Below are 12856 nucleotides of genomic sequence, written 5' to 3'. Positions count from 1 at the left end.
ACGACGCCGCCTGCGCGCGATCCCACGCGTCGCCGCCGCGGGTGCGGCGGACGCGCAGCGGTGCGCCGGTCGGGTCGTCGGCGAGCAGATGGAACGGCGCGCCGTGTGTGATCTTCACCGTGACGACGTCACCGGGGCGCGGGAGCTCGGATCCCGGGGTCACCTCGAAGTGCACGAGCCGGTTGTCTTCCGCACGTCCGGTGAGGCGGTGCGTCGAGGCATCCTTCTTGCCCTCGCCGACCGAGACGAGCACCTCGACCTCGCGGCCGACCTGCTTCTGGTTCTCCTCGAGCGAGATCCGCTCCTGCAGGGCGATGAGGCGGTTGTACCGCTCCTGCACGACATCCTTCGGCACCTGGTTCTGCATGGTGGCGGCCGGCGTGCCCTCCCGGATGGAGTACTGGAAGGTGAAGGCGCCCGAGAAGCGGGACTGCTCGACGACGCGCATCGTGTCTTCGAAGTCCTCGTCGGTCTCGCCGGGGAAGCCGACGATGATGTCGGTCGTGATGGCCGCGTGCGGGATGCGCTCGCGCACGCGCTCGATGATGCCGAGGTAGCGCGAGCTGCGGTACGAGCGACGCATCGCCTTGAGGATGCTGTCACTGCCCGACTGCAGCGGCATGTGCAGCTGAGGCATCACGTTGGGCGTCTCGGCCATCGCATCGATGACGTCGTCGGTGAACGCGGCGGGGTGCGGGCTGGTGAAGCGGATGCGCTCGAGTCCCTCGATCTCTCCCGCGGCGCGCAGCAGCTTGCTGAACGCCTGGCGGTCGCCGAACTCGACACCGTAGGAGTTGACGTTCTGCCCGAGCAGCGTCACCTCGATCGCTCCGTCTTCGACGAGCAGGCGGATCTCATTGAGGATGTCGCCGGGACGGCGGTCCTTCTCCTTGCCTCGCAGGCTCGGGACGATGCAGAACGTGCAGGTGTTGTTGCAGCCGACCGAGATCGACACCCAGCCGCTGTGCGCGGAGTCGCGCTTGGTGGGCAGCGTCGACGGGAAGATCTCGAGCGACTCGAGGATCTCGAGCTCGGCCTCGCCGTTGTGACGTGCGCGCTCGAGCAGGCCGGGCAGGGAGCCCATGTTGTGCGTGCCGAAGACGACGTCCACCCAGGGAGCCTTGTCGAGCACGGCCTGCTGGTCCATCTGCGCGAGGCATCCGCCGACGGCGATCTGCATGCCCTCGTGCTTGTCCTTTCGGGACTTGAGATGCCCGAGGGTGCCGTACAGCTTGCCGGCAGCGTTGTCGCGCACGGCGCAGGTGTTGATGATCACGATGTCGGCCTCGTCGCCGGCATCCGCCCGCACATACCCTGCGCTCTCGAGCGAACCCGACAGGCGCTCGGAGTCGTGCACGTTCATCTGGCAGCCGAAGGTGCGCACCTCGTAGGAGCGACGGCGCCCGTCGGCGGTGATCGCCGCGGTGGAGGGCGCGATGATCGTCGGTTCGGAAGAGAGAGAAGACATGGTGGATCCATTCTACGAGCCGCCCGGGCCGAGTGGCTGGGCGGCTCGTAGAGAGGATGCTCAGTCGGAGTCGACGAATCGCACGCCGGAGGAGTGCGCGCCGGACGGGCGGGTCGTCGCGCGACGCACTCCGACCTCGCCCAGGGCTGTGCGCGCGGCGTCCATCGCGACGGAGCCGCCGTAGCCGCGGCGGGCGAGCTGCCCGTGCAGCCGGCGCAGTGCGGTGTCGTAGTCGAGGCGGCTCATGCCCGACGCCTTGCTGCGGGCGAACTCCAGTGCACGCTCGGCGTCGTCGTCGGGCAGCTCAGCGAGCGCGTCGTCGACGATGTCGCGCGGGATGCCGCGCTGCGCGAGCGACCGCGCCAGAGCGATGCGTCCCTGCCTCTTCCGCTCGGACCCCGAGGTCACCAGCAGCGAGGCGAGCGTGTGATCGTCGAGGTAGCTGCGGCGGAGGAACTCGTCGATGACGTCGTCGATCCCGTCGCGGTCGAGGCCGTTCTCGCGCAGCACCGACCGCGCCTCCGAGACCGACAGCTGCTTGGCGCGCAGCTTGCGCACCAGCGCCTCCTCTGCGCGCTGACGGATCTCGTCGGCATCCGGTTCGACCGGCACGGCACCGTCATGATCCTCGGCGGGATCGTCGAGCCGCGGAGCTCCCCCGAACAACGGGATCACCGGGGCGAGCCCGTCGTCAGCGGATGACATCAGGCCGGACGGCGTTCGGCGAGCTCGTCGACGGTGTCTTCCGCCTTGGCACCCACACCCAGCTTCTGCTTGATCTGCATCTCGATCGCCATGGCGACGTCATCGTTCTTGATCAGGAAGTTGCGGGCGTTCTCCTTGCCCTGGCCGAGCTGGTCACCGTCGTAGGTGTACCACGAGCCGGACTTCTTGACGATGCCGTGCTCGACGCCGAAGTCGATGAGGCTGCCCTCGCGCGAGATCCCGATGCCGTAGAGGATGTCGAACTCCGCCTGCTTGAAGGGCGGGGCCATCTTGTTCTTGACGACCTTGACACGGGTGCGGTTTCCGACCGCCTCGGTGCCGTCCTTCAGGGTCTCGATGCGCCGGATGTCGAGGCGCACCGAGGCGTAGAACTTCAGCGCCTTACCGCCGGCCGTGGTCTCGGGCGAGCCGAAGAACACGCCGATCTTCTCGCGCAGCTGGTTGATGAAGATGGCCGTGGTCCGGGTCTGGTTCAGCCCACCGGTCAGCTTTCGCAGCGCCTGCGACATGAGTCGCGCCTGCAGACCCACGTGCGAGTCGCCCATCTCGCCCTTGATCTCGGCCTCGGGCACGAGGGCGGCGACGGAGTCGATGACGACGAGGTCGATCGCGCCGGAGCGGATCAGCATGTCGGCGATCTCGAGGGCCTGCTCACCCGTGTCGGGCTGCGAGACGAGCAGCTGGTCGATGTCGACGCCGAGCTTGCGTGCGTACTCGGGGTCGAGCGCGTGCTCGGCGTCGATGAACGCGGCGATTCCGCCGGCGCGCTGCGCGTTGGCGATCGCGTGCAGGGTCAGCGTCGTCTTACCGGACGATTCGGGCCCGTAGATCTCGATGATGCGTCCGCGCGGCAGACCTCCGATGCCGAGGGCGACGTCGAGGGCGATCGACCCGGTCTGGATGACCTCGACAGGAGCGCGCTCGTCGCTGCCCAGTCGCATGATCGAACCCTTGCCGAATTGACGCTCGATGTGTGCGAGTGCGGAATCCAGGGCCTTCTCGCGGTCGTCGGTGGATGGCATGACGTGCTCCTCTGTATCTCGAAGTTCTGCCGCCTGTAGGCTGTCGCGGCCGTTCCGGATGGAGTGACTCTGCGACAAGGCGTATGGCTCAGTGCCACATCTCTCACCGTATGAGCGGCCACCGACATTGGATCGGCGACAGCATCTGATGTGGAGAAGATGACCTCAAGACCACTTGTGCAGAACATTACGCACACATCGAACACATCTTCGACGACACGCCGACGAGTGGCCGCAGAGTTTCGTTCAGCGCTCGCGCGGATCCAGCCGTCCCACGCCGTAGCGCCGCGTCGCGGGCACGTCGGTCTCATCGCACAGCGCGAGCCAGATGTCGCGCGGCGGCACACCGGCATCCAGTGCCTCACGGGCTGTCCTGCCCAGTGTGCTCAGGATCAGGTCGTGCACTAGAGAATCCGCGCGGCCGCCGAACTCGTCGTCGACCGCGCGGAGGAACTCGCTTCGTCGCATGTGGGGAGTGCGCTGCGGCGTCAGTGCAGCGACAGCTCGGGCTCGACCGCGGCGACGAGGTCGTCGGGGACGACGTCCGGGAACGGGCTGAGGCCTTCGAGCACGGAGATGCGGTCGCCGACCTCGCGCATGATCGTCGAGATCGGCACGTCGAGTGCCTCTGCGACCGACGCGAGGATCTCGCTCGACGCCTCCTTCTGACCGCGCTCGACCTCGCTCAGATACCCGAGAGCCACGGAGGCCTTGCTCGCGACCTGGCGCAGGGTGCGCCCCTTCTGCAGGCGGAAGTCCCGCAGCACATCGCCGATTTCCTGTCTGACGAGGATCATCGGAACCTCCTTTCCGTCGCGCCACCCGGAGACTGCTCCGAGGGGATCGCCAGTCTAACCCGATCGGTTGTCGTCGAATCTACTGTTTCTCGCTGTGCTTGAGTTGTGAGTGAGCGGCTTGTCACGTAGAGGAGAACGTCGATGCGCGCGGACCTATTCCCGCACCGCTGCCAGCGCTGCGGAGACGGCCGCCGCTGTCGCCTGCGCACGGATCTCCGCGCGCGTGCCGGCGAACAGGTGCGGGATGCTCTGGATGCCCGTCGGCGTGGCGACGCCGATGTGCACGGTGCCGACCGGCTGGCCGTCGGGCGAGTCCGGCCCGGCGATCCCCGTCGTCGCGATGCCCACGTCGGCCGGACGACCGTCGACGGCCACGGTGCGCCGCACTCCCTCGGCCATCTGCGCGGCCACGTCGGGATGCACGGCACCGTGCTCGGCGAGCAGAGCGGCGTCCACGCCGAGCAGCGTGTGCTTGACCGGGGTCGCGTAGGCGACGACGCCGCCGAGCAGAGCAGCCGACGCACCGGGGACCGACACGATCTCGGCGGCGACCGCACCTCCGGTGAGCGACTCCGCGACACCCAGCGTCCAGCCGCGCTCGCGCAGAGCGGCGACCAGCAGCGCGGCATCCGTCATCCGGCCCTCCGGCGACCGCGCACCTGCGCCACGACGTAGTCGATGCCGCTCGCGACGGTGAGCAGGACCGCCAGGATCATCAGCACCTGCGTGACCACGACCCAGGCGGTCTGACCGACGAGCCCGCCCAGCGGCAGCAGCGCCCAGCTCAGCGCGACGCCCTGGACGACCGTCTTGATCTTGCCCATCCAGGCCGCAGCGACGACGTGCTCATGCACGAGCGTGAAGCGGTGGATCGTGATCGCCCACTCCCTGACGAGGATCACGACGACGATCCACCACGGAACCTCGCCGAGGATCGCGAGGCCGAGGAAGCCCGCGCCGGTGAGCAGCTTGTCGGCGATCGGATCCCACAGCTTTCCGAAGTCGCTCACGATGTCGTACCTGCGCGCGAGATAGCCGTCGACCCAGTCCGTCGAGATGGCGAGCACGAAGAGCCCCGCAGACACCCAGCGCATGACGATGTCGTCGGCGCCGAACGCGCCTGCGAGAAGAAGGAGCACGAAGAAGACGACCGCGAGCGGGATGCGGGCGATCGTGATCACGTTGGGAAGCTGCCTCGGAATCGTCATCAGTCGCGTCCCGTCAGTCCCCAGGCGTCTTCGTCGCCGTCGTCATCGCTCTCGACCACCGGCAGCCCTTCGAACTGCTGGGCCACCGGGTCGTGTCCGTACGGGTCGGCGGAGGCGCTCGCGGGCGGGGCGGCAGGCGGCGCAGGTGCCGGCGCGTCGTCTCCGCGCAGCTTCGCGAGCACTCCCGGCAGCTGCTCCGATGTGACCAGCACATCGCGGGCCTTCGAGCCCTCCGAGGGCCCGACGATCTCGCGCGACTCGAGCAGGTCCATGAGGCGTCCGGCCTTGGCGAAGCCGACGCGCAGCTTTCGCTGCAGCATCGACGTCGACCCGAACTGCGAAGACACGATCAGCTCGGCCGCCGCGAGCAGCAGTTCGAGATCGTCTCCGATGTCTTCGTCGACCTCTTTCTTGCGCGCTTCGGCCGACTCCTGCACGTCGGGGCGGTACTCGGGTCGCGCCTGCTGCGTGACGTGCTTCACGACCGCCGAGATCTCGGCCTCGTCGACCCAGGCGCCCTGCAGACGGAACGGCTTCGACGAGCCCATCGGCGAGAACAGCGCGTCGCCCTGACCGATCAGCTTGTCGGCGCCGGGCGCATCGAGGATGACGCGGCTGTCGGTGACGCTGGTGACGGCGAAGGCCAGACGCGAGGGCACGTTCGCCTTGATCAGACCCGTGACGACGTCGACGCTGGGGCGCTGCGTGGCAAGCACGAGATGGATTCCCGATGCGCGCGCCAGCTGGGTGATCCGCACGATCGAGTCCTCGACGTCTCGAGGGGCGACCATCATCAGGTCGGCGAGCTCGTCGACCACGACCAGCAGGTAGGGGTAGGGCTTGAGCACGCGCTCGCTGCCCGGCGGCAGCTGCACCTCTCCGGCGCGCACGGCCTTGTTGAAGTCGTCGATGTGGCGGTAGCCGAACGACGCCAGGTCGTCGTACCGCATGTCCATCTCCTTCACGACCCACTGCAGCGCCTCGGCCGCCTTCTTCGGGTTGGTGATGATGGGCGTGATCAGGTGCGGCACGCCCGCGTAGTTGGTCAGCTCGACCCGCTTCGGGTCGATCAGCACCATGCGCACATCGGCGGGGCGGGCGCGCATGAGCAGGCTCGTGATCATCGAGTTCACGAAGCTGGACTTTCCCGACCCTGTCGAACCGGCGACGAGCAGGTGCGGCATCTTGGCCAGGTTCGCCACGACGATGTTGCCGCCGACGTCCTTGCCGACGCCGATGGTCAGCGGGTGCGTGCTCTTCTGCGCCGCGCTCGAGCGCAGCACATCCCCGAGCGCGACGGTCTCCTTGTCGACGTTGGGGATCTCGATGCCGATGGCGCTCTTGCCCGGAATGGGCGACAGGATGCGCACGTCGTTCGACGCGACCGCATAGGCGAAGTTGTTGCTCAGCTGCAGGATCTTCTCGACCTTGACGCCGTGACCGACCTCGATCTCGTACTGCGTGACCGTCGGACCGCGCGAGAAGCCGGTGACCTTGGCGTCGACCTTGAACTGCTCGAGCACGCTGGTGATCTGCTCGATCGTGCGGTCGGTGGCATCCGAGCGCACCACCGGCGGCGGTCCGGGCTTCAGCACCGCCGTCGAGGGGAGCACGTAAGGCGCGGCGGGCGCCTGCATCCCCTTCTCCCCGGGCCCTGCGGTTCCGAAGCCGTCGAGACCGGGCAGCTCGCCCGTGGAGCCCGAGTCGTCGAGCAGGGCGGTCGTGTTCTGCTCGCCGAGAAGCCCGGTGAGGGCGCTGACGTCGGAGAGCACCTCGGTCGCCGCATCCGCCCCACCGTGGGTCGCGGGCTCGTCGTCGACGATGACCGCCTGGTCGTACGCGCTCTTCTGCGACGGCTCGTCGAACAGCGCCGTGATGGCCTGGGAGTCGACGTCGTCGTCCGGCGTCTCCTCTCGCCCGCTCTTGTTGCGTCGCCACCACGGCAGCGCGTCGTCCTTCTCGGCGTCGTCGGCGGCCACGGCCTCCTCCGCCGTCGGACGCAGGGGCCGCTCGGCGCCGAACATCCAGGCGTACAGGTCGCCCAGCCGCTCGCCGATGCGGTTCGGCGGCGTCTTGGTGAGGATCAGGATGCTGAGCACCGCGAGCAGCGCGAGGATGATGTACGCGACGACCGAGGTGAGGAAGGCGAGAGGCTCACCGAGCATCCAGCCGAAGAGTCCGCCGGCGGCGCTGAGCTCGGGCATCCCGTCGCGTGGCTGTGGCCTGACGATCGCGCCGGTCGCGCCGGCGGTGCCCGAGGCGACGTGCAGGATGCCGGCGAGCGACAGCACGAACAGACCGAAGCCGATCCCGATCCGGCCGTTGTCATGCACCGACGACGGGTGACGGAACAGCCACCCTGCGAGAAGAAACAACAGCACCGGGAGCACGAACGCGACCCGGCCGACCAGCAGACCCCAGGTGAACGCGCTGATGTTCTGCGCGATCACGTTGCCGATGAAGAACCACTCGACCACGCCGCCGATGATGGCGAACAGCACCAGCAGCAGCGGGAAGCCGTCGCGTCGCTGATCCTTCTCGAGGTTCTCCGGGCCGAAGGCACGGAACAGGCCGCCGACCCCGTGTGCGAGCCCGAGCCACATGCGGACCCCGAGCGGGGCTCGCTCGGCCTCGTCGATGTACTTCTTCGGAGCGGGAGCGGCTTTCGCGCTCGATCGGGCCGTCGTCTGCCGCTTCGGGCGGGACGAGTTCGCGCTCTCGGACGCGCGCTCGGACTTGGTGGTGCTCCTGGCCATGTGTCCACGGTACGGCCGACGGCCGACAACCGCCCGCAGTGACGCGGCTTTACGCGGTATCAGGCCTCGATCACGAGGGGCACGATCATCGGGCGACGGCGCAGCTTCTGGTTGACCCAGCGCCCGATCGTGCGGCGGATGATCTGCGAGAGCGCATGGTTGTCGCGCACACCGTTGCTCGCCGCCTCCTGCAGGGCGGCGATGATCTTGGGGGTGATGTCGTCGAACACCCGGTCGTCCTCCGCGACGCCGCGCGCATGGATCTCGGGTCCCGAGATGATGCCGCCGGTCGAGGAGTCCACCACGACGATGACCGACACGAAGCCCTCTTCGCCGAGGATCCGGCGGTCCTTGAGATCGGCGTCGGTGATGCCGCCGACCGTCGATCCGTCGACGTACACGAAGCCGATGTCGAGCTGACCGGCGACCCGGGCCTCACCGTCGCGCAGGTCGATGATGGTGCCGTTGCCGCCGACGATCGTGCGCTCCTCGGGCACGCCGGTGGCCTGGGCCAGCTTGGCGTTCGCGATGAGGTGACGGTACTCGCCGTGCACCGGCAGCACGTTCTTCGGCTTCAGGATGTTGTAGCAGTAGATCAGCTCGCCGGCCGCGGCGTGGCCGGAGACGTGCACCTGCGCGTTGGCCTTGTGCACCACGTCGGCGCCCAGCTTGGTGAGCCCGTCGATCACACGGTAGACCGCGTTCTCGTTGCCCGGGATGAGGCTCGAGGCGAGGATGACGGTGTCACCTTCTCCCGGCTCGATCGCGTGGTCGAGGTTGGCCATGCGGCTGAGCACGGCCATCGGCTCGCCCTGCGATCCCGTCGACATGTAGACGATCTTGTCGTCGGGCAGGTCGCGGGCCTTCTTGTAGTCGATCAGCACGTTCGCGGGCACCTTCAGGTAGCCCAGCTGCTCGGCGATCGTCATGTTGCGCACCATGCTGCGGCCCAGGAACGCCACGCGGCGACCGTGGGCGTGCGCGGCGTCGATGACCTGCTGCACACGGTGCACGTGGCTCGAGAAGCTCGCGACGATGACCCGGCGCCGCGCCTTGCCGATGACCTGCTCGAGAACGGGTCCGATCGATCGCTCGGTGGGCGTGAATCCCGGCACGTCGGCGTTGGTGGAGTCGACGAGGAACAGGTCGACGCCCTCCTCGCCGAGACGCGCGAAGGCGCGCAGGTCGGTGATCCGCCCGTCGAGCGGCAGCTGGTCCATCTTGAAGTCGCCCGTGGCCAGCGCGAGTCCGGCCGGGGTGCGGATGGCGACGGCCAGGGCATCCGGGATCGAGTGGTTGACCGCGACGAACTCGAGGTCGAACGGACCGACCTTCTCCTCCTGGCCCTCCCTCACGGTGAGGGTGAAGGGCTTGATCCGGTGCTCCTTGAGCTTCGCCTCGACGAGCGCGAGCGTGAGACCGGATCCGATCAGCGGGATGTCCTGCTTCAGGCGCAGCAGGTACGGCACCGCGCCGATGTGGTCTTCGTGACCGTGCGTGAGCACGACGCCGACCACGTCGTCGAGCCGGTGCTTGATCGGCTCGAAGTCGGGCAGGATCAGGTCGACGCCGGGCTGGTGCTCCTCGGGGAAGAGCACGCCGCAGTCGACGATGAGGATCTTGCCCTCGTACTCGAACGTGGTCATGTTGCGCCCGACCTCGCCCAGACCGCCCAGCGGGGTGACCCGCAGCGTTCCGGGAGCGAGCGGCTCGGGTTCGGCGAGGGGGAAGGACATTCGGTCTCCTCAAGCGGGCAGGCGGGGCCCGGTCATGTCGTTGTCAGCGCGTTGGCGCGCTCATCGTGTGGTGCCGTGCACCTTGGGCAGTGCGCCGCCGGCCGCAGCGTTGCGGTCGGGGCGGAAGTTCGAGAAGTCGGCGCCGGCGACATCCGTGACGAGGGCGAGCTCGTCCTCGATGAGCGCGGCCTCCCACTCCTCCGGGCCGACGAGAGGCAGCCGCACGCGCGGGCTGTTGATGCGGCCGAGTCCGTGCAGGATGTACTTCGCCGAGACCGTGCCGGGCACGTGCGTCATGACCGCTCGCACCAGCGGCTCGAGACGCTTGTGCTCGGCGGTCGCGGCCGTCAGGTCGCCCCGGTTGACCGCGTCGACGATGGCCCGGTAGGGGGCCGAGGTGATGTTTCCGGTGACGCCGACGAGGCCCGTCGCACCGATCGACAGGTGCGGCAGCACGTTGGCGTCATCGCCGGAGAAGTACATCAGCTCGGTCTGATTCAGCACCCGGCTGACCTCGCTGAAGTCCCCCTTGGCGTCCTTGACCGCGAGGATGTTCGGATGCTTGGCCAGGCGCAGCATCGTCTCGTACCTGATCGGCACGCCGGTGCGACCGGGGATGTCGTAGAGCATGACCGGCAGGTCGGTGGCGTCGGCGACCAGGCGGAAGTGAGTGAGGATGCCGGCCTGGGTGGGCTTGTTGTAGTACGGCGTGACGACCAGGAGTCCGTCGGCGCCGGCCTTCTCGCTGGCCTTGTACAGCTCGATGGCGTGCGCGGTCTCGTTGGACCCGCCACCGGTGATGATCTTCGCCCGCCCGGCCGAGACGTCTTTCCCGACCTCGACGAGACGGATCTTCTCGTCGTCGGTGAGAGTGGAGGTCTCACCCGTCGTGCCCGTGACGACGATGCCGTCCGCACCGTCGCTGATGACGCGGTCCAGGTGGTTCTCGGTGGCCGGCCAGTCGACCTCGCCGTCGGCGGTCATCGGGGTGACCAGCGCGACGAGCACCTGTCCGAAGGGATTTTCCGCGTGCGTCATCCTCTCAGCGTAGCGTTTCAGTGCCTGGCGCCGGGACCGCGCGTCAGACGCGACCGCGACGTGCGATGCCGGAGGTGAGCCGGCTGGGCAGCACGCGCGTGAGCGCGACGATGACCTTGTAGCGCAGCGAGGGGATCGACACGGGCCGACCCAGGGCGGCATCCCGCAGTCCGGCTCGTACGACCCGGGGCGCATCGAGCCACATGATCGACGGCACGCCCTCCTGGCCGGGGGCGAGCCCCATCCGCTCGTGGAAGCTCGTGTGCGTGAACCCGGGGCACAGGGCCGTGACGCTGACTCCGTCGCGACCGTACTCGGCGTTCGCCCACCGGCTGAACCCGATCAGCCACGACTTGCACGCGGAGTAGGTGGAGCGGGAGATGAAACCGGCCACGGAGGCCACGTTGATGATCCGCCCGCCCCGGCCGCGCATGGCGCTGATGGCCGCGTGCATGAGTCGCATCGACGCCTCGACGTGCACGCGCAGGTGCCGCACCTCATCGTCGATCGGGTTGTCGGCGAAGTGCAGCGGCAGGCCGAAGCCGGCGTTGTTGACGAGCAGATCGATGGGGGCATCGGCGATGCGGTCGGCGACGCGCTGCACGTCGGCCTCGATCGCCAGGTCGGCGAGCAGCACCTCGACGTGCACGCCGTGCTCGTCGCGCAGCTGCGCGGCCAGCGCCTCGAGGGCGTCGGCACTGCGGGCGACGAGCACGAGGTCGGCCTGGCGCGCGGCGAGCTGCCGCGCGAATTCGACGCCGAGTCCGGCGCTCGCTCCGGTGATCAGTGCGGTGGGCATCAGCGCTCGTATCCGAGGAAGCGGTATCGGATGCCGGTGCGGGACGTCTGCCACTCCCCCTCGTCCACCAGACGCCAGCCGTCGACCGGCGGCGCGTACGCGTCGCCGTCCACCTCGATGTCGAGCTCGGTGACCTCCAGGCGGTCGGCGTCGCCGATCACCTGCCGGAAGATCTCCGCACCCCCGATGATCCACACCCGCTCCTGACCGCGCACGGCCTCGGCGATGCCGGCCACGCGTCGAGCGCCCGCCGCGCTCCAGTCCTGACTGCGCGTGATCACGATGTTCTCGCGGTCGGGCAGCGGGCGGAAGCGCTCGGGCAGGGAGTCCCAGGTGCGCCGGCCCATGATCACCGGCGCGCCGGAGGTGATCTCCTTGAAATGCGCGAGGTCCTCGGGCACGTGCCAGGGCATCCCTCCGCCGGCGCCGATCACGCCGCCGCTCGCCTGGGCCCAGATGAGCCCGGCCCAGGTCATACCGCCACCGCCGCGCGGATCGCCGGGTGGTGCTGGTAGCCCTCCACGATGAAGTCCTCGTAGCGGTAGTCGAGGATCGACTCCGGCGTGCGCGAGAACCTCAGGGTCGGGTACGGATACGGGTCTCGGGCGAGCTGCTCACGCACCTGCTCGATGTGGTTGTCGTAGATGTGGCAGTCGCCGCCGGTCCAGACGAAGTCGCCCGGCTCGAGGCCGGTCTGCTGCGCCACCATGAGGGTCAGCAGCGCGTAGGAGGCGATGTTGAACGGAACGCCGAGGAACAGATCGGCGCTGCGCTGGTACAGCTGGCACGACAGCCGGCCGTCGACGACGTAGAACTGGAACAGCGCGTGGCACGGAGCCAGCGCCATGTCGGGGATGTCGGCCGGATTCCACGCCGACACGATGAGGCGGCGCGAGTCAGGCGTCGCCCTGATCTGCTCGATGACCTGGGAGAGCTGGTCGATGTGGCCGCCGTCCGGCGTCGGCCACGAGCGCCACTGCACCCCGTACACCGGTCCGAGGTCGCCGGACGCGTCGGCCCACTCGTCCCAGATGGTCACGCCGTTCTCCTGCAGCCAGCGCACGTTCGAGTCGCCGCGCAGGAACCACAGCAGCTCGTACGCGATCGACTTGAAGTGCACGCGCTTGGTGGTGATCAGGGGGAATCCCGCAGAGAGGTCGAACCGGATCTGCCGTCCGAAGACGCTGGTGGTTCCCGTGCCGGTGCGGTCGTCCTTGTGCGTGCCCGACTCCAGCACGTCACGCAGCAGGTCTTCGTAGGGTGTCGGCACGACTGCACTCATGCCAGCAACGATACGTCACGCGGT

General features: G+C 68.5%; 13 protein-coding genes. All 13 read right to left on the bottom strand.

Translation table 11 applies throughout. The annotated features are described in order from the left end of the window. The coding region (gene miaB, locus RT309_RS02000; RefSeq protein WP_313354857.1) for a tRNA (N6-isopentenyl adenosine(37)-C2)-methylthiotransferase MiaB at window positions 1-1468 on the bottom strand (1468 nt) is incomplete at its 3' end. Window positions 1469-1528: 60 nt separating this feature from the next. After that, window positions 1529-2173, bottom strand: a complete 645-nt coding sequence (locus tag RT309_RS01995) for a regulatory protein RecX (RefSeq protein ID WP_313354855.1) — start codon at window positions 2171-2173, stop codon at window positions 1529-1531. Continuing rightward, window positions 2173-3216, bottom strand: a complete 1044-nt coding sequence (gene recA / locus RT309_RS01990; protein WP_313354853.1) for a recombinase RecA — start codon at window positions 3214-3216, stop codon at window positions 2173-2175. The genes RT309_RS01995 and recA overlap by 1 nt, the downstream gene beginning before the upstream one ends. 246 nt (window positions 3217-3462) lie before the next feature. Further along, on the bottom strand, window positions 3463-3684 hold the full coding sequence (locus RT309_RS01985) for a DUF3046 domain-containing protein (protein WP_313354851.1): 222 nt from the start codon (window positions 3682-3684) through the stop codon (window positions 3463-3465). Window positions 3685-3704: 20 nt separating this feature from the next. Further along, a complete protein-coding gene (locus tag RT309_RS01980) occupies window positions 3705-4013 on the bottom strand; it encodes a helix-turn-helix transcriptional regulator (protein WP_313354850.1) in 309 nt (102 codons plus the stop codon). 153 nt (window positions 4014-4166) lie between these two features. Beyond that, window positions 4167-4649, bottom strand: a complete 483-nt coding sequence (locus RT309_RS01975) for a CinA family protein (protein ID WP_313354849.1) — start codon at window positions 4647-4649, stop codon at window positions 4167-4169. Beyond that, window positions 4646-5221, bottom strand: coding sequence for a CDP-diacylglycerol--glycerol-3-phosphate 3-phosphatidyltransferase (gene pgsA, locus RT309_RS01970; protein ID WP_313354847.1), 576 nt, complete (start codon window positions 5219-5221; stop codon window positions 4646-4648). The genes RT309_RS01975 and pgsA overlap by 4 nt, the downstream gene beginning before the upstream one ends. Continuing rightward, window positions 5221-7977 carry a DNA translocase FtsK gene (locus tag RT309_RS01965; RefSeq protein WP_313354845.1) on the bottom strand — a complete coding sequence of 919 codons (2757 nt, stop codon included), beginning with the start codon at window positions 7975-7977 and terminating at the stop codon, window positions 5221-5223. Before RT309_RS01965 ends, pgsA begins: the two co-directional genes overlap by 1 nt. A gap of 59 nt (window positions 7978-8036) precedes the next feature. Continuing rightward, window positions 8037-9713, bottom strand: coding sequence for a ribonuclease J (locus RT309_RS01960; protein WP_313354843.1), 1677 nt, complete (start codon window positions 9711-9713; stop codon window positions 8037-8039). 60 nt (window positions 9714-9773) lie between these two features. Continuing rightward, the gene (gene dapA, locus RT309_RS01955; RefSeq protein ID WP_313354841.1) at window positions 9774-10751 is read right to left on the bottom strand and encodes a 4-hydroxy-tetrahydrodipicolinate synthase; all 978 of its coding nucleotides are present in this window, start codon (window positions 10749-10751) and stop codon (window positions 9774-9776) included. Window positions 10752-10794: 43 nt separating this feature from the next. Continuing rightward, window positions 10795-11550, bottom strand: a complete 756-nt coding sequence (locus RT309_RS01950; RefSeq protein WP_313354839.1) for an SDR family NAD(P)-dependent oxidoreductase — start codon at window positions 11548-11550, stop codon at window positions 10795-10797. Next, window positions 11550-12026, bottom strand: coding sequence for a dihydrofolate reductase (locus tag RT309_RS01945; protein ID WP_313354837.1), 477 nt, complete (start codon window positions 12024-12026; stop codon window positions 11550-11552). The genes RT309_RS01950 and RT309_RS01945 overlap by 1 nt, the downstream gene beginning before the upstream one ends. Then, the gene (locus RT309_RS01940; protein WP_313354835.1) at window positions 12023-12832 is read right to left on the bottom strand and encodes a thymidylate synthase; all 810 of its coding nucleotides are present in this window, start codon (window positions 12830-12832) and stop codon (window positions 12023-12025) included. The genes RT309_RS01945 and RT309_RS01940 overlap by 4 nt, the downstream gene beginning before the upstream one ends. Window positions 12833-12856: the final 24 nt, after the last annotated feature.

The organism is Microbacterium sp. (genome assembly GCF_032084865.1).
Taxonomy (GTDB): Bacteria; Actinomycetota; Actinomycetes; order Actinomycetales; family Microbacteriaceae; genus Microbacterium.
This window is presented reverse-complemented; position numbering and strand designations above follow the sequence as displayed.